General features: G+C 38.0%; 13 protein-coding genes. 2 read left to right on the plus strand and 11 right to left on the minus strand.

All coding sequences use genetic code 11. The annotated features are described in order from the left end of the window. Position 1: 1 nt before the first annotated feature. Positions 2-643 carry a hypothetical protein gene (locus H4J39_RS15080; RefSeq protein ID WP_182229218.1) on the plus strand — a complete coding sequence of 214 codons (642 nt, stop codon included), beginning with the start codon at positions 2-4 and terminating at the stop codon, positions 641-643. A gap of 65 nt (positions 644-708) precedes the next feature. Here the strand turns inward: H4J39_RS15080 and H4J39_RS15085 are convergent, their stop codons facing one another. From H4J39_RS15085 to H4J39_RS15095, 3 genes are all read right to left on the minus strand, one after another. Continuing rightward, complete coding sequence (locus H4J39_RS15085) at positions 709-1,227, minus strand: type II secretion system protein (protein ID WP_182229219.1); 519 nt, start codon at positions 1,225-1,227, stop codon at positions 709-711. 126 nt (positions 1,228-1,353) lie between these two features. Continuing rightward, positions 1,354-2,802: a response regulator gene (locus H4J39_RS15090; protein ID WP_182229220.1), complete on the minus strand. Its 1,449-nt coding sequence runs from the start codon at positions 2,800-2,802 to the stop codon at positions 1,354-1,356. Between the two features lie 535 nt (positions 2,803-3,337). Continuing rightward, entirely contained in the window at positions 3,338-5,671 is a 2,334-nt protein-coding gene (locus H4J39_RS15095; protein WP_182229221.1) for a fatty acid cis/trans isomerase, read from the minus strand. 276 nt (positions 5,672-5,947) lie between these two features. On the opposite strand from H4J39_RS15095, the gene H4J39_RS15100 reads away from it, so the two are divergent. Further along, positions 5,948-6,355, plus strand: a complete 408-nt coding sequence (locus H4J39_RS15100; RefSeq protein ID WP_182229352.1) for a GFA family protein — start codon at positions 5,948-5,950, stop codon at positions 6,353-6,355. A gap of 71 nt (positions 6,356-6,426) precedes the next feature. On the opposite strand, the gene H4J39_RS15105 is transcribed toward H4J39_RS15100, so the two are convergent. The 8 genes from H4J39_RS15105 to H4J39_RS15140 all read right to left on the minus strand — a co-directional run bounded on the left by H4J39_RS15105 (position 6,427) and on the right by H4J39_RS15140 (position 17,947). Next, positions 6,427-7,170 (minus strand): S9 family peptidase, encoded by a 744-nt coding sequence (locus H4J39_RS15105; protein ID WP_182229222.1) that lies wholly within the window; start codon positions 7,168-7,170, stop codon positions 6,427-6,429. A 51-nt stretch (positions 7,171-7,221) separates the two neighbouring features. Further along, the gene (locus H4J39_RS15110; protein WP_182229223.1) at positions 7,222-7,854 is read right to left on the minus strand and encodes an NTP transferase domain-containing protein; all 633 of its coding nucleotides are present in this window, start codon (positions 7,852-7,854) and stop codon (positions 7,222-7,224) included. Next, entirely contained in the window at positions 7,847-8,920 is a 1,074-nt protein-coding gene (locus tag H4J39_RS15115; RefSeq protein ID WP_182229224.1) for an XdhC family protein, read from the minus strand. Before H4J39_RS15115 ends, H4J39_RS15110 begins: the two co-directional genes overlap by 8 nt. Positions 8,921-9,010: 90 nt before the next feature. Continuing rightward, positions 9,011-11,188 (minus strand): xanthine dehydrogenase family protein molybdopterin-binding subunit, encoded by a 2,178-nt coding sequence (locus tag H4J39_RS15120; RefSeq protein ID WP_182229225.1) that lies wholly within the window; start codon positions 11,186-11,188, stop codon positions 9,011-9,013. Between the two features lies 1 nt (position 11,189). Next, positions 11,190-11,657, minus strand: coding sequence for a (2Fe-2S)-binding protein (locus H4J39_RS15125; protein ID WP_182229226.1), 468 nt, complete (start codon positions 11,655-11,657; stop codon positions 11,190-11,192). A gap of 203 nt (positions 11,658-11,860) precedes the next feature. Then, the gene (locus tag H4J39_RS15130) at positions 11,861-12,916 is read right to left on the minus strand and encodes a GGDEF domain-containing protein (protein WP_259368857.1); all 1,056 of its coding nucleotides are present in this window, start codon (positions 12,914-12,916) and stop codon (positions 11,861-11,863) included. Positions 12,917-13,154: 238 nt separating this feature from the next. Continuing rightward, entirely contained in the window at positions 13,155-15,161 is a 2,007-nt protein-coding gene (locus tag H4J39_RS15135; protein ID WP_182229227.1) for a tetratricopeptide repeat-containing sulfotransferase family protein, read from the minus strand. Positions 15,162-15,292: 131 nt separating this feature from the next. Beyond that, positions 15,293-17,947 carry a TonB-dependent receptor gene (locus H4J39_RS15140; protein WP_182229228.1) on the minus strand — a complete coding sequence of 885 codons (2,655 nt, stop codon included), beginning with the start codon at positions 17,945-17,947 and terminating at the stop codon, positions 15,293-15,295. Positions 17,948-18,035 lie beyond the last annotated feature (88 nt).

Here is an 18,035-nt window from a genome sequence, read left to right on the forward strand (position 1 = left end):
CATGACAAAATCAATAGAAGCCATGTGGAAAGAAGGATTTGTTAACGAGGCGTGCTTAACAGCCCCTAAAATTAATGATTTATACAACCGAAAATCACAAAATATTGTTGATAAATTCAAAGATATGTTTGATATCAATATAAAGGCTGTCATCGCTGGCAGTTTAATTATGCTTATTATGATGAGCTTTATTGGGGCGCCATTTTTAGGTATATATATATTCTGCTTACTTATTCCATTGATCATCATTGCTAAAATGGAACTTAAAAAATCGGTTAATTTGTCTAAGGGGCAAAGTAGTTATGATTACCTTATGAATTTTAATTGTTGGCTTGAAAGTTCAATTGAAACGTATTCTGGTTATTACAAAGTTTTTTATCCGCTGTTTTTCTTAGGGATGGCGGTACAAGGGATTGTCAGTCAAGCTGGTGGAAAGTTGATTTCGTTGTTAGTTGAGGTGCTGCCAACTGATATTATCATTTTAGGCCAACCTTATTATTTGGTTGTTGCTGTAGTGATAGTTACGCTGATCTTTGCGCGCTCTGCAGAAGCTATTTATCGCTGGGATCTCAATATTGTTTACGGACGTCAATTTAAAAAGTTAGCAGAACTTATTGCAGATATGGAAGAATTAAGAAAGTAACGTTAAAAGCTGACGAGAAGTGCAGTACCTTGCTAAATATTGCTGACGTTTCAATTCATCTTTGATTAGCAACCATCATCAATAACATCGTATTTTGGACCTATCGTTTCAGATTGTGCTTGGGTATATCTAAAGTAGCAGTTGTCGTCACTGACTTGATTGTTACTATTAGCATCATAACCAATATAGACAAAGTTTACGCCTTGTTCTTCAAAGACCTTGCCACCAGAGAGTTTAAATTGCTCTGAAACATCAACTTGTTTGTAGATTTCATGATTATCAATGTAAGAGTGTAATAACCTTAAATCCACACCAGAGAGGTCAATAACGCCATTGCGATCTATATCTATGTCGACTAAATCAACTCGGCCTGTCACAGGGAATGTGACATAGCTTGGCATTTTTGACTTTAAAAAGATCAAACGATTTGCCGCCTTTGCGCTCACACTAAGTTGGGTCAGTACTGCTATCTTTGCATCTTTTGACAAGTTAATAAATTTGGGTAATGCCGTCGCAGACAATATGCCTAATATTACGATGACTACAACTAATTCAATTAAAGTGAAACCTTTACTACTATTCATTGACTGCACACGAATGACTTACATATTGTTTTTAAACGATACTTACGTAAATGTTAAGTTATATTGGAAGTGTTATACTTTAACGATATTATGACAAAAAACAAACTATTTTAGAGATTGCCTACATTAATAGTTTGCACTTCTTGAAAAAAATGATTTCTTAGGGACTTTAAAAAAATGTACATCTCCAGCACTTTTATGATGAACGCCTAAAGAGCCGTCGTATTCATTGATGATTTTTTGACAAAGTAATTGATTTAAAGATTCAGCTTGGAGTAAATTTTCAGGGAGGGCTACTATGGTAGAAGTTGTATTGGTTTTTTCTGTATTTGAAGAGGAAAGTGAAGCATGCTCAACTTCAAAAACAATATCATCATTTTGTGAATAAAGCCTTATGTTAAGTTCTCCTCCGTTATGAGAGCGCAATACGGCATCATGGGTTAATTGGTTTATAACTTGACCAATTTGCTCAGGAACGGATAAATTTTTGATATCTTCGTCAAGCGATTTATTCACTATAATGTTGTGCAGTTTATCTCGGCTTGATTCTAGATATAGCTGTGTTGATATCATCGATTGTAATGAGTATGACTTTAATACGGAACTTTGCATGTAACTAGAAACAGCAAAGTAACTTAATAGACTATCAAAGGTATGAGTTAACTTCTCTTTGCACATCAGGCTGAGTTCTTTAAAGGTATTGTATTGCTCTTTATTGACTTTTTTGTCTAATAAACAATCATTAACCGTTGTTAAAACGTAGATAGGATCAGATATTTCCTTAGAAAGGTTATTAACAATTTTTTTATAGTCACTTAAGGTACGTTTGTCTTTATTTATTTTGTGGACATTAAAAATCAGCTTTCTAAGGGTTAAAGTAAAGAGTTCATTATCAAAAGGCTTAATAAATACATCATCAGCACCATTAGTTAGGAATTTTATAGCACCATTTCTACTACCGGTTAGGCCAATAAAAATAAATGGTCGTTCTAAAAATGTCTCTTTGATTTCCTGCATCAATTGGCAACCATCTTTACATGGCATTTCATAATCAAGTATCAGCATATTTATAGAAGGTGTTAACGTTAAACGCTCGATTACTTTTTCGCTGTTAAGCTCAATATCGTTGCGAATAAACTCGCTGCTTAATATGTTGGCAACAATGCGACTATCGACTCTGGAGTCATCGACGACTAACGCATGCTGAAAGCGATAAATATCGTGTTGTCTGATAAAGCCATAAATAAGGGCCGTTAGCTGGCTATTATTTTCACTAACAACCATATCAATGAAGTGCGCTTTGGCTGTTCTTTCCATTTCAAAATTTAAATTATGGGTGATTAATAACGTCGGTACATTTTGCTTTAATTCAAGTTGAGCGATACTTTCTTCATCGATTTTTTCAATATAAAAGATGAGATAATCGGTGTTTTTTATTGGGGTATTTAGTGGTTGGGTTACATTATCAGTCGTGATGAATTGGATATTTCCTAAAAGCTCACTCTCCAATGCTGGCAGCAAACTTTTACTGACATGCTCTGGTAAGTTTACTAAGAATATATTTGAATTCATCATAACCGCTCCCTGTAATAGATAAGCCCTTTGGTAGATAAAAAAGCTATTAGTGCTCAATAACTATACTATATTTTTCTATTTAGAACAGTAAGTGATCAAGTTTTTGTGAGATTTACTAGTGTCTCCTAAAAAGTTTGTTTCATTATTGACGATTTAAAGAGATATTTTGGGAATAATCAAAATATTCTATTGGTTCGATGAGTGCGAACAATCAGACTTGGTTAAGCTGGCTTATAGTATTTCACCGTAAGGTATTAAACATCAGTACGCTAGAATAGAAGTCGTGAGCTGATATTCTAGCTAAAAAAGTATGGTCAAATTGACATTACCTGGCAGGAATACACCGTGAAGCAGATGATGAAATTATTTTTGAGTTTACCTTAGAATAGAAAGATAAAATTATTGATATTAATTTGAACTTATTGGAAAAGTGGCGCTCTTAATATACGAGAGTTTATTTCCCTTAGTGTTATGTTTTTATAAAGCGTTTCTTGGTTTCAAGAAACGCCTTTTTTTTGCTTTTTTTTCAGTACAATTATTTATTTTCTAAACGATTGTAATCTAACAAACCAAACTCAATACCTTGCTCATTTTTGAGTTGTTGGTGTAATTTATCCGAAAATTTCCAAAAGTCTTTATTCGTTCTTCTCACCGCATAACGAGTTTTTAAATCAAAGTAATCACTTTTTGTTTTCATATTTTCAATAGCTACGATAAATTCAGCAACTTCTTCTGGGCGAATATTAAAAAATGCTTTTGGATAAGTACCAATAGCGCCTTTGGCTACGGTAAGTGTATCTTCTTTATATAATCGGCGTTTCTTCTCTGAAAACAAATGAGCAACATTACTGTGAGCTGAATTTCTCAATAAGGTAAAGACTTGGCTTGTGTTTGCATCATTTACCACCACAAAGCTAACTTCTGGAAGCAGAGAGACACTTTCACCCGTTAAATTTTCCAATCGTTTAAATTTATAGTCATTAACCGATGAAGTTAATTGATAATTATTCAGGTGTGTTGTCGCGGTGTGATCTTTCAATAATTGATATAACTCTTGCTGGGGTTCAGGAGTCTTAAATTTAATACCAGAATCTGGCAGTTCAGCGAAATTAGCCAAAAAATTATAGTCATTAACATCTGAATTTGTTTCCCTATACCATAGGTTATGCGTATCTTTTCGCACTTTCTTTGGCAGTAACATCAAAAAGGCTGATTCGCCTTCCATTCGCAAAAAGTCCATATATAAGCGTGTTTTTAATTGGTGACCGACATCACCATAAACATCAAATCCTGCCACTAATAAGTAGTGTATGCGCTCAAGTAATGGATAACCAATAACCCAAGCAGATTTGGGCGGCTGCCCGACAAATCCCTTAACGACAGAGGCGCTGTCAAAATGACGAAAAATAGTCAGTGCAGCGTTAGGGTTATTATCACCACTCCAAATTAAATCCAGATCAATATTGGCTGAGCGAAGATCAAGGCTTTCTATAAACGCTTTTTTTGCTGAAACGTATTCTTTTTGTCGGCTTGCATACTCACGCCAATCTAAAATTGATAATACGCTACTGCTGGTTGCTGCAGGAAATTGTAATAACTTGCTGTGTTCAACTAAAAATTTGTTGATACCAAACATATCAATGTTATTTGGATTTTCAAAGGCTACCCAGAATTGGTCTTCAATAACGTTGAGAGCAATTTGACCTCGACAAACAGGACCTTTGATAAAATTCATAATTGAGAATTGTGCTTCATCAAGCAAAAAGCGATAACGAGATTCCAGTGGCAAGGCTTGAAAGGTAATAAATGGATTTGATGCGTTTTTAATTTTGTATCCTGGAAGTTTATCTACGGTGTAATCCTGGCCAAAAAATAACGCTTTATAACGAGTGAGCTTGGCAGAATCAAAACGATAGGGCATGTGTCGCTTGGCTAAAACGGTTGCTTGTTTTTTCTGTAAACGATAATAAACACGGTCAACTTCAGGGTCTTCAAACGGACGGCGTGTCGTAATAGTTTGTAGGGCTTGTGTGGGTGGTGTTTTTGAACGAACGAGATTAAAAAAGCTTTGTTGTGTCGCATCAAAATATAAATTAGCTAGATATAAATGTTCATAAAGATATCGGGCAACAAGTTGTTCTTTTTTTGAGTCACCATTTAAAAAAGCCTCCCATTGTTCAACCATAACAAGTTCTGTTTTGGTTGGCGCAATGGCTGTCGGCATTTTTGCGCCTTTAGCTAACCATTGTGTTAATTGTTGATATTCATGGTCAGGTAAGTTTGGTAAAGCGTAAGGCATTCCACCTAAAGGGTTATTCTCTTGGTAATGTTTAAATTCATCTATGGTTGGGCATTCCTGCTGGCGATTAAGGCTAACATCAAATGCTTTAGATAAAATCACGTCATCAGGTAATGGATTATTTCGTTTTAGCTGCAACATTTGAAACATCAGACTGCTGGCTAAGTTTGCTTGTGGTGATTGCTGGCGTTCATTTAAAACGGGATAAAATTCATCGCTTCGCCATTGGTCAATTGTTTTAGGATTACCTTGAATATTGGTTAAAGGGATCGCTTGTAAACGTGCTCCGTCATAAACGATGGTTTTATTTGCTCCTCGTTCAATACCGGCTATCGATTCCATTTTTAATTGACAAGGCGCGTCGTAACAGCCATGACAAACAATACAGCGATTCTCTAAAATTGGACGCACTTGTTGATGGAAAAGCTCACTTTGTCGTGGTGTTATACCAGCAGTATTGGCGCGATTAATTGGGTTTGAAAAACCATAACGGTCATCAAGTTCAATATAAGTGATCGTTGCACAACCAGAAATGAAGATGAAAAGTAGTATTAATTTTGAAAAACGCATGAAAACCCTAAACAATAAAACGTGCAGTTAGTTGCTGCTTAAGCGGGCAATTTTAATCTAAATAGAACTTAAGAGTAAGTGCTTTTTTACTCGATGTTCTTTATCTATCAATAAAACACAACGAGTACCGCTTTATTAACACCGTTTACCTATATTGCTTGTCACTTGTTTCTCAATGATAATAGCCATAATTTAATGGCTGGGATTTTTCACAATTACCAAGCGTTAGAGTGGTTATTACTTGCGCTAAAAATAAACAACGGAGTCGTCAATTATATGTATTTTGGGCAGTGTCTATGTGGGGCGGTAAGCATTAAAATTACGGGTGAAATAAGCGATATTATTCACTGTCATTGTTCATTGTGTCGAAAAAATAGTGGTACGGCTTATGCGACCAATGGTTTTATTAATACCGCTGACTTTGAGATCACCTCAGGTGATGATTGTTTAACGACCTTCTCATTTAAACCCGGGCGAGTTCGGCATTTTTGTACTCGCTGTGGATCACCTGTTTTTAGCTCAAATGATCAAGACCCAACAAGGCTGCGACTTCGTTTAGGTATACTAGACTCTGATATTTCAGCAAGGCCTGTCTCCCATAACTTTATTACCTCAAAAGCAAACTGGGAAGACCTTGATGAAAAACTACCTAGGTATGATAATTTTGAGCCTAACCGTCAATAAAGTCGCCTATCGACATGTTCGAATAAGCAAGCCTACTGCGAGCAGATTCAAGAGGTTTAGTGCTTATTGAGCTACTTGACTAAGTGGCTATCTAACCAGCTCACCATATAACTGGCTAGTTCGGTATCACTGTCAAGTAATGGGTAACCATGAGCGGTGCCTTTGTAAGCAATAAACTTACTACCCATACTTGTCGAAGCGCTAAATAGTTTTTGTGCACTCTCATATGTACTGATATCTTTTTCTGAAGCAATAATAAGCGTCGGTTTGTTAGCTAAAGTTTTTGTATAACGAGCTATGTTTTCTTCGGATTGGCCTGATGAGAAAAATCCCATCACACTTATGGGATTTTTTTCCGCTAAAGTAATGGCTTGATAACCCCCGCAACTTGCGCCAACTATACCGATTATGCCTTTGTCTAACATGTTATTTTTCAAATGATCATAAGCGAGTTGAACATCGCTAGGCCAATATGCAACCAATTTTTGCCAAGCGGCGCCTTGTTCTTCTTTTGATAAGGCTTCAAATGTTTCTGGCGTGAATTCACCCTTAGCGCTTTCACCATATCCCCTGAAATCTAGACTTAAAGCATGAATACCTTTATCGGCTAATTGCTGCCCTATGTCGTTATACATGGTTCTGTTGTAATTACATTGATGTAGTAACAATACCGCGCGATCACTTGTTTGATTACTTTGGTAGTAACTCGCTTTTAATTCAAAACCTTGGTCGGTTATTAAAGTAAGATCATTGGCCTGACTGGATGCGGTAAGTGTTAATAACGCAGCGGATATTATTTTTATAAAAGCGTGCATAAATTGTCCTGTTAGTGTGGTTAACGGCTTATTTTTTAAATAGTAGGGTGTTTATTTATCATTATGCCAGTTGTCGAGATCTTGCCGCGTGTCTATATCTTTTTCGGCATGAGGAATACTGACTGTTTTCAGGTTTTCTTTATTTTTGTGGAGAAGAGGCTTAGCACCTTTATCACCTTTTAAATGGGTTAATTCAGAGAAATAAGCTGAGGTAAAAATAGCGGGAGGCATTAACTCTTGCCCTGCTTTCGCGCAAACTAATTTAGTTGGTGAAACTACAGACTCTTCGATTAAAGCGATATAGTTGTCGACACTTAAGGCAACTTGATCAGCAAGCGCGATCATTATATGGCTCGTACTTTGATCATTATTGAGGATGTGCCGAACAGACTGTGCAATAGTATGCCCTAAGCCCAAGTGAGCATCTTCGCAATAGTCTAAGACATTGGGGTCATTAAACAAAGCGCTTAACTGTGAGTGATAAAGGCCTGTTGCAACACGAATGTTTTTCTGGCTTATATTCAGTGTATTAAGCGCCCCAGATATTTGATGTAAAGCATGCTCGATTAACGTGATAGAAGTATCTTGCTGTTGTATTTTTGCTAATAACTTGATGCCATTAAATCGCTGGCTTTTACCCGCCGCTAGCAGAATGATTTTTAAATTATATTCTGGGTTATTCATCGTGACTTTTTTCTAGGGGGTTGTGCTCTAGTACCTTTTTTTCTAGTACATCGCTAATTGATTGAGCTCTTTTACTGAATAGACTGGCATGGCACTCAGCAAGTATCGAAAGTGCAATACTCTCTGGCAAAGTTCCACCGATCTCAAGACCGGCAGGCCCAGCGAAGTTAAATGATAAAGACTGCTCGTTAATTTCTGCTTGGGTGATAACTTGTTGTTTTCTATTATCAGGGCCTAGTAAAGCTAAATATTGAATAGTGGTTTGTGCTAAAGCTTTTAACGCTTGTGCGTCAATCGAGATATTATGGCTCATCAATATTGCAGCATTAACATCTTTTTCTGCAACAAAAGTGGCAAGGACATTAGCCCCGCCTTTTATAATATGATCTACATTGGAAAAGTACTCTTTGCGAGCATTGGCAGGGCGTGGATCCCACAATGACACTTTCCAACCTAATTGTTCAGCCATATTTACTAGAGGCCGTGCATCAATACCTCCGCCGACAACAAGCAGGTGAGGCTCTGGTACAATCGGCGTTGCTAACCAGTCAGTATCAACATTATTATTACTTAATGGTGAGAGAATGAGTGAAGCTTTTTCAGCGATATCGCTTACTTTTGCAGGTTCGAAATAAGCTTGCCCATCCGTTTCTTTAGTCACAATGCTTTGATAAAAATAGCCTGAAATACGATGCTGAAGCGCCTCGTATGCTTGAGTTAATGACAAGTAGTTATTATGAACACTTATCTGCTGCAACATAATATAAATAGTGCCGCCGCAGCCAATGCCAAGATGAAATGATAAATCATCTTCATCTGAACCATCGTAACAAACTAACATTGGTTTACCTGTTTGCATCACCTTTCGCGCATTTACGCCAATGTCTGACTCTAAACATCCGCCACTTAGCATACCTAACTGATGACCTTGACTACTAAACAACATCATAGCGCCTGGTTTTCGATAGCAAGGACCTTCAGTTTGGTAAATGGTCGCTAGCACCCAATCAGCGTTATCACGGTTTGGGTACCATTGTGCCAATATGTGCGACAAATGATTGCTCATAGGGAAAATCTCCTAATGAGCAATGTATGCTGCTGATCAATACGATTACAACAACCTAGCGTTATTAAAACTACAGCTCTCATTGATGCTTTACACTGACATGGGTTTAAAAGGTAAATCTCTATAGCGCTTACCTGAAGCGGCAAACACGGCATTACTTAGTGCTGGAGCAAAAGGAGCTACACCTGGTTCGCCTAATCCTGTTGGACTTTCATCTGAGTCAGGTATATGAACGCGAACATTTGGCATGTCGGTAATACGCATAACTGGATAGTCATGAAAATTAGAGTTAACAACCGCGCCACCTCTAAAGGTGATTTCAGTACTTAATGCTAACGACATGCCCATTACAACCGCACCTTCCATTTGTGCTGTCGCGCCATCAAGGTTAAGGACTTGCCCACAATCTATGGCGCAGTCTACATTCAATACTTTAATATCGTCTCCGTTAACTTCAACATGCACAGCCATAGCCACAAAGCTTTGAAAGCTATAATGTACAGCTAAACCAATACCTTGTCCTTCGGGTAATTTATCACGATTTTTCCAACCTGACTTATCAGCAGCAATGGCCAAAATATCTTTTGCTCGTTTGACTTGTGCTGTTTGTTCTTTGTTCTTATTGTTGTCAAGCAGTTGATTGACAAAAGATAACGGATCTTTACCAGCTTTATAAGCCAGTTCATCGGCAAAAGTGCTAAAAGCAAAGCCATAGAAAATAGCGTAAACCGCACGATACCAACCAATACGTGTGTGTGCTTTCGCATCGCCAGACTCAACGCGGCAGTTTTCGACACCAAATAAATGATTGGTAATATCATCCAAACTATTCGCTGGTGTTCTAACGAGAGAGGGATCAAATAACGTTGATATTGAAGGGAACGCCGCACGGTGCAACCAGCCAGTAACGTTTCCATTCTCGTCCATTGAAGCTTCAATGTGTTGAGCGTTTATCGAGTGATAATAACCGGTACGCATATCTTCTTCACGTGTCCACGTAAGTTGAATAGGGCTGCCCGTTTTTTGTGAAATAACCGCGGCTTCATGTACATAATCACACTTAAACTTACGGCCAAAAGCGCCACCTGCCATTGCCACATGAACAATGATATCTTTTGGATCACGTTCGAGGTATTGCCCTAAAACTTTTTGAATATCTGCCGGACTTTGTGTTGATGCCCACACTTCACACGAATCTTTTTGTACCCATACAACACTGGCATTAGGCTCCATCGGTGCATGTGAAAGGTGGCCGCCGGTATAAGTTGCTGACATTTTATGTTTTGCTGCGCTAAACGCTTTTTCAATATCACCACGTTCTGATGCTAAGGTTGCGGGCTTTTCAACATTTTTGACAAGTTGCTGCTTATATTCTTTAGTATCGTAAATAGCATTTTCGCCTAAACTCCATTCTATTTTTAACTGCTTTACCGCTTGTTGTGCTGTCCAGCTATTATTAGCAACTACCGCGACACCACCAATGGAGCCAAAGGGAATATCAAAACGTGGAATTTCGACAACGTCGCTAACACCTTTCATTTTAAGTGCTGCTGTTTTATCAAGACTTTTTAGTGCACCGCCTAAAACAGGACAATGAACAATGGCCGCATATTTTAAACCGGGTAGTTTAGTGTCGACACCATAAATACGTTTGCCAACAACCACCTCATCTTGATCATGTCGAGGGAGTGCTGTGCCAATATATTTAAAGTCAGCTTTCTTTTTCAGTGTAGGCTTTTCAGGAACAGGCATATTAGCAGCAATGCTCGCTAGTTCACCGTAACCTAATTTTTGTTGGTTGGTTTTATTGATAACAAAATGCGCTTGTGCAAAACAGTTATCAGGGGAGGTTTTCCAGACTTTTGCCGCAGCGGCTATTAACATTGCTTTTGCTGTAGCGCCTGCCTCACGCATAGGTTGGAACATTACGCGGATACTTGCTGATCCCCCTGTGGCTTGAGGGCCATATTTTTCGTCGGCGTCGCCTTGCTTAACCGTAACACGCTGCCAGTCGGCTTCCATTTCATCAGCTACGGCAGAAGGCAAAGCGGTACTTATGCCTTGTCCCATTTCACATCGTCCACAATAGATAATAGTATCGCCATTATCAGCAATCTGAATAAAAGCGTTAATCTCTTCAGCACTCTCTTTCATAATGCCTTTTTCGGCTAAAGCATTCATCGGTAAAGCTACGCTGATCACTAACCCACTGGTCGCTAGACCGGCAGTTTTTAAAAAATCACGACGACTTACATTAGAAATAGTCATACTAAACCTCCTTACTTAACGTGTCAGCGGCTTCAACAATAGCTTTTTTAATACGTTGATAGGTGCCACAACGACAGATATTACCTTGCATTGCCGTGTCAATTTCTTCACTGCTTGGTGCTGCGTTAACCGCTAATAAGCTCGCAGCATTCATTATTTGGCCGGCTTGGCAATATCCACATTGGGGAACATTGTTATTCAACCAGGCTTTTTGTAGAGGATGATCTCCGTTTTCAGATAGCCCTTCAATGGTGGTTATTTTTTTGTCAACTAATGTACTAACGGGAGTAATGCATGAGCGAATAGCTTGTCCGTTAACATGAACCGTACAAGCGCCACACAAGCCACTACCACAGCCAAATTTGGTACCAGTGAACTCTAGATGGTCGCGAAGAAACCAAAGTAATGGCATATTGCCATCTACATCAATTGCATGCTCTTTTCCGTTGATAATTATTGACTGTGTCATAAGTGCTATCCTATTTTTGTGTGATCATAGATTAGCCTTATATTTTGTATTACACAAAAGTAAAATCGGTAAACAATCAAATATTTACGACCAAGGGTAGGTTGCTCTAGAGATAAGCGTAAAAAAGGCTTTAGTTTGGGAATTATGTGTAACTATTGCTGATTACTATAAGAAAGTCATGGGGTCGCCAAAAGGCCTGAGGGTTAAAACTTTGGAAATATTTGATTTCTGCCCAAGTTTTTTGCTTGATAGAGATGCTTGTCAGCATTGTTGATGGCTTCATCTATGGTTTGATTATCCTTGAATTGCTCTATTCCCATACTGACTTTGACATTGATTTTGTTATTTTGATAACTGACTAAATGACTGTGCAATTTTTCTTGGATTTTTTCTGCAAAAATGTTGGCACTTTTGGCTTCAGTTTGAGGCAGAATAAATAAAAACTCTTCACCACCCCAACGAGCAACACAATCTTGCTCTCTGATACTATCAGTGAATATTTCTCCAAGCTCTATTAATACGGCATCACCAGCATTGTGCCCGAACTGGTCATTTACTTTCTTAAAATAATCGACATCACATAATATTATAGATAATGGCTCTTTAGTACGCATGATACGCGCTTGTTCTCGTTTCAAAATATAGAGGGCATCACGACGATTAGATAACTGAGTCAAGGGGTCTAAATGTGCGAGTTTTTGATATTTTTCGCTGAGCTCTAATACTTGTTTATAAGAATTTTCTCTGGAATGCTCATACAAAGCAGAAAGAAAAGTCACAGTTAAAAAAGAGTATAATAAACGTAATTTAAATTCAGTACTGTAGGCAGCATGGGCAATTAGGTCTGTGGGTATAAACATAATAATACTGGTAGTAGCGACAAAAAATGCAATATCAATGAGCCCACGTTTTAACCCATGAACGAATACTGAAACAGGTGCAACAATAAATATCCATAAAGGTCCTGTGTTTTCAACACCACCGGTGTATACAAGATAAAACATTAATATATAAAGTGAATAGAGAACAATTGCGGAACTTAATCTTAAATTATTAAATTTTTTATAGGCGTAATAACCAATAAAATAAATAAAACTCGCGAAAAATAAAGAGATGGCTAAAGCAAAATTTTTGTTCAATAAGCCAATAAATCCCATGAGGGCAGTAATAGACATACCCACCAATGCAAATAATGAAATGACATTAGATTGTTGGAGTTCTTTGTCATTAACACGACTTATTTTAGATTGCTCTCGCAAAAACGTTCCTTATTTTGCTGATTTAATGGGGCTATTCACTTATTGATTCTAACAGTTAATAGATTAGTTGAGAACTCTCAATTTTTCACTTATTAACCGAGGTTAAACAACTTATACTCTTGTTTAACCTTTAAGTTTGCATAACCATTTTATTTTATTGGTCACTGATTCCATAATGAATGTTAAAGCAAGTAGATACAAACCTCGGTAAAAAATAACGACTTTATGAACAATCAGTTTAGTTAATGTTTAATACTTTTTTTAACGGGCCTAGGTAGGGCTCAAAGTATCGCCATTGTTCGGTAGCGCTTTTATAGATGGGTTGACGAACTTGCTCAGAACTTGGAGTTTTAATGGTGCGCTTGGTTTTATGAAAATCAATACATGACTGTTCGAAGGGTAAGCCACAAAAATCAAGTATTCTTCTGACCTGCTTTTCTAAGTCATCAACCACATCTTCATGATTAACGGTTAATACGAAGTCAGGTAATACCTGGTCCCAATGGGCCATTAATTTTAAATAAGCTTGGTAATAACGTCCAATGTCTTCAAGGTTGTAACTAAAATCTTGTCCTTCGGCAAATAATTGCTTAAAACCACTAAAGCAGCAAGCCATTGGTTGGCGTCTTGCGTCAATAATTTTCGCGTTTGGCAGTATTAATTTAATCAAACCTATGTGTAAAAAGTTGTTAGGCATTTTGTCAATAAAAAGTGGTGCTTGCTCACGGTATACACGTGTTTCATCGATAAACTGTTGCCCAAAGCGCTTGAAATAACCTGAGTTTATTTCAGCTAAATTTTTGGGGTATTGGCTTTCTTTATTATCTTGCAGATTATCTTTATTATTTTCACGCCCTCGCAATCTTGAAGCTAAACCTAAAATATTGTGTAGTTCCATGGTGCCATCAACTTGGCTATGTGAGGCCAGTATTTGCTCAAGTAGTGTTGATCCTGCTCTTGGCAAACCGACGATAAAGATAGGATCAGGTGATTTGAGTCCTAAATTACCGCGATTTTCAAATAATTCGGTTGTGCAGTATTTTATTTGTTCAGCGACTTGCTGCTCTATTTTTCTGATGTCAAAACCACTGTTGGTATGTTGTAATTCATTGCCTTGTTGATAAGCCTGAAAGGCTTGTTGATAGTCTTCTCTATCTTCAAAGGCTTTACCTGTAGCAAAGTGTAGTTGAACTTTATCCGCTAACGCTAAAGTTATATCTGCTCGCTGAAATTGCATGCTGGCGATTTCATCATCACTAAAACGGTAGGTTTTAGTATTGGCTAAACTCCAAAATGCATCACCGTAGCTGGGGTTTAATTGATAAGCTTTTTGGTAAGCCGTGACCGCTTTTTTGATATCGCCTTGTGCTTTAAGTGCATGACCGAGTTGTAAATAGAAACCAGGAATTTTGTCATCCTGTGCGATGGCTTGTTCAAATAAAGTAATGGCTTGTTCTATTTTACCTAAGCCCATTAAGGTGTTGGCCTTGGCGACTTTATAACTAAGATTCTCAGATTGTTCAACGAGTAACGTTTCAACCTGTTGCTCTGCGGCTTTATATTTACCTAAACGGATAAGGAGGTTGAGATATTGAGAGCGAGCATGAATATGATTAGGGGCTAACTCAAGTGCGCTCGCTAGTAAAAATTCAGCATCGTCATAAACTTTAAGTTCCATACCTATTTCAGCAAGTAGGCACATGCCATCGACATGACGTTTATTGTTTTGTAAAAAATGTCGACAAATTTGCTCAGCTTTTAATAATTTCCCTTCATACATTAACTCTGTAACTGCCAATAAAGCCGGTGGCAGTTTTTTTAATCTTTCGAGATGGTTAGCTGCCTTTTGTACTTGTTCTTGTTGACCGTTTTGTCGGTAAAGTTGAATCAACTCATGCCAGCTTCCCACTAAACTTGGATTAAGTTGCACGGCTTTTTCAAAGGATAATTTAGCTTGCTTAGTATTGTTTAAGGCAAGATGGATATAACCTTGTTCTTGATTTGCACGGCTGTGTGAATCATCAAGTTCAAGTAACGTACTTATACTACTTAATGCCTGAGTAAGCGCTTTGGTATAGCGCTGGGCAATCGCCATTAAATACCATAATTCAATGTGATGGTGTTGTTCAGTGACTTGTTGTAGTGTTTTACATTGTGCAATCGCATCGTTAAATTTTGCCGTTTGGATCAAGTGTTGAATCGACTTTAATTGTGTTTCAATTGGGGTAAGGGGTGTTTTGTTCAACGGCTTTGCTCCAAGACAGGTTAACAAGTGATATTGTTTTGATAGGGTACTTTACCAATAAAAAACCGCTTGATACAAAGTTCAAGCGGCTTTATTAGGTTTTTATTTAGATGCTAGTGTTGAGTTAACACTTAATAAAAATCATACGAGAATCTAAAGCCAATGGTACGAGGTCTGTTAGAAACAACTTTTGGCGTATATTGTTGAGTATCAACGTATAGAATAGCATTTTTATCGGTTAAATTATCGATAAACAATTCTGCTTTCCATTCGTCGTTAGTCACACCAAAGCTTAAGTTGGCTAAAATGTAACTATCTTGGATGTAACGACCACCCGCAAAGGTTTCCCCGTTACTGTCTTGATAGTTAACACCTTTATAAACATCAGCTTCTTTTTGAATACTTAAACCTGAGCCTGTGCCATAAACTAAATTAGTCGCATCTTCGACCATATAAGCGTCCATTGCCATACCCGCGAGTCTTTCACCGGTATAACTGATTGAACCGTTAATATAACCCGTTAGATCACCAGAAATATTATAGTAATATTGTGCTTGTAGGTTACCTGAAAATTTAGCTGAATAAGGTAATCTACTACCCACACTTGGTGCAATACCATCAAGTACATCATTAACCGATGTTAACTCAGTATCAATTATGCTAAATGCGCCAGAAATAACCAAGTTGTCAGTAACAACCCAACTAAAGTCACCATCAATACCTTTGATTTCAGCATCACCTACGTTATCAGTAAATACTAAGAAGCTGATATTGGTTGGGTCATAGCGTGAGGTTTGTAGATCAGATATTTTTGAATAATAAGCTGTCGCATTAAAACGCAATGATTGGTCAAACAAGGTAGATTTAAAACCAACTTCAACGTTATCTAAACTATCTGTCGTTGAGTATACGGGTATGCGGAAACCTTCAAAAGCGCCTTCTTGGTTAGCAGCAGCACCACCACCTACACGGTTAGTCACCGGCGGTCTAAAACCTTCTGAATACGAAGCAAAGACCATTACATCGTCAGTTACTTTCCAATCAACAGAGGCTTTGATAATGGTATCATCTACTGTTAGCGTACCGTCACTATCAAGTAAGCTAGTGTCGAGTTCACCGTTAGCAATCGACTCTTGTATCGCTAGAGCATCACTTCCAAATAACTCTTCTGTAAAGGCTTCTGGACTACCATCACCAAAGGCGCGTAATCGACCACTAACATCAGCGGTTGTTGTAGACCCTTTATAAATATCATCAATTTGATACCAACGCGCACCAAAGCTTGCGGTAACGGTGTCGGTTATGTCATAAGCAAACTGACCAAATACCGCGACTTGATCTATCGTGTGGGTAACATCATTAACAAAGCTCACTTCAGCAGGGAAAGGTCCACCATTACTGTTAATACCTTCACTACCAACAAGTGTTCTTTTTAAATCAGAAAAAAGTTCGGTATTGGCTATTTTAAATTGACCCACTGATGATACTTCTTGCGTATCATAAAAAACACCAGCCGTTACACGCCAGGCATTGTCAGCCGGAGTATTGAATCGAAGTTCGTGGGTGGTACGAGAGGTGTCGGTTTGTTCTTTGTAATACTTAGTTGGGTCAAGACACTCTTGTGCTTCAGGTGTACTTGCATAGTTACAAACATAATAAGCAGAGAATTGACCACCATTGGTATAACCGGTGTAATCAATCGTTGAATTAATGTCTCTGTCTAGATAACCACCGGTATAAACAATATCAAGTTGTTCAAGGCGTCCTTCTAATGTCCACGTAGTTAAACCAAAATCATCATTGTTATTTTCTGGTACAAATCGATTTGTTGATGTCTGGCCTTCAAGGTTTGGATCATAAGAAAACACACCTTCAGTATCAAGCGACTGCTGAGTGTGCTGCACTAAAAGGTTCCATTCGTCATTAATCAAGTAAGAGACACCAAAACGTGCACCCGCATAGTTGGCGGTGTTAAAATCGTCTTCGACTAAAGCATCGTTTTGTGGCGCAGTTACAGGCGTATTTTCAGGATCTGCTAATTTAGCAAAATCAGCAGAAATTCTATCAATAACTACCGCACTACCGTTATAGCCACCTTGACCGGGAACATTGCGTATATTATCTATCCAACCGCCTTGGAAGTCATTATAAGTAGCAACACGTACCGCAAGAGAGTCAGTTAAAGACATATTGAAATAAGCTTCAACAGAATTACTTATATCCCCACCTTTAGTTGAGCTTAGGCTGGTATCAAAACCGGCAGAAAAACCATCGTGGGTTGGCTTTTTAGTGATTAAACGCACGGTACCTGATTGAGAACTGGCACCAAAAAGCGTACCTTGTGGCCCAGGCAAAACTTCTATACGTTCAACATCGGTCGCGTAAACATCTAAATTACGACCTTGCATTGATACCGGCTGTTCATCTAAATAAAAAGCAACAGAGGGCTGTAAAGCTTGCACTGACGAAACAGAAATATTAGTTTGCGCAGTAGCTGCACCACGAATATATATTTCATTTTGTCCAGGGCCAGTGCCCTGAAAAACAACATTGGGTAGAAATTCTACATACTCATCAAAATTTGACACACCAAGTTTCTCTAAACTATCACCGGTTAATGCGGTGACGGTAACAGGAACATCTTGAATGGATTCAGTGCGTTTAGTTGCAGTAACTTCAATGACTTCTATCTTTGCTTTTGCTTTTTCTTTTACTTCTTCGGCATAGAGAGAGCCTGATGCTGCTATGGCCGTTAAGACCGCATAATGCAACTTAGTGAATTTCATATTGATTATCCCTTAGTAGGTTAATTATGTTTTGAGTTGATATTATTAGAGTTCGAACTAAATTTATTCTTGCATAGCTTAACAAAAA

The sequence above is a fragment of the Colwellia sp. Bg11-12 genome, from assembly GCF_014076955.1.
Taxonomy (GTDB): Bacteria; Pseudomonadota; Gammaproteobacteria; order Enterobacterales; family Alteromonadaceae; genus Colwellia_A.

Bases quoted from the DNA above. Each gene is read 5' to 3' on its own strand.
- H4J39_RS15120 (WP_182229225.1), bottom strand. From the start codon at position 11,188: ATGACTATTTCTAATGTAAGTCGTCGTGATTTTTTAAAAACTGCCGGT.
- H4J39_RS15085 (WP_182229219.1), bottom strand. From the start codon at position 1,227: ATGAATAGTAGTAAAGGTTTCACTTTAATTGAATTAGTTGTAGTCATC.
- H4J39_RS15125 (WP_182229226.1), bottom strand. From the start codon at position 11,657: ATGACACAGTCAATAATTATCAACGGAAAAGAGCATGCAATTGATGTA.
- H4J39_RS15110 (WP_182229223.1), bottom strand. From the start codon at position 7,854: ATGAATAACCCAGAATATAATTTAAAAATCATTCTGCTAGCGGCGGGT.
- H4J39_RS15080 (WP_182229218.1), top strand. From the start codon at position 2: ATGACAAAATCAATAGAAGCCATGTGGAAAGAAGGATTTGTTAACGAG.
- H4J39_RS15140 (WP_182229228.1), bottom strand. From the start codon at position 17,947: ATGAAATTCACTAAGTTGCATTATGCGGTCTTAACGGCCATAGCAGCA.
- H4J39_RS15100 (WP_182229352.1), top strand. From the start codon at position 5,948: ATGTATTTTGGGCAGTGTCTATGTGGGGCGGTAAGCATTAAAATTACG.
- H4J39_RS15115 (WP_182229224.1), bottom strand. From the start codon at position 8,920: ATGAGCAATCATTTGTCGCACATATTGGCACAATGGTACCCAAACCGT.
- H4J39_RS15095 (WP_182229221.1), bottom strand. From the start codon at position 5,671: ATGCGTTTTTCAAAATTAATACTACTTTTCATCTTCATTTCTGGTTGT.
- H4J39_RS15090 (WP_182229220.1), bottom strand. From the start codon at position 2,802: ATGATGAATTCAAATATATTCTTAGTAAACTTACCAGAGCATGTCAGT.
- H4J39_RS15105 (WP_182229222.1), bottom strand. From the start codon at position 7,170: ATGCACGCTTTTATAAAAATAATATCCGCTGCGTTATTAACACTTACC.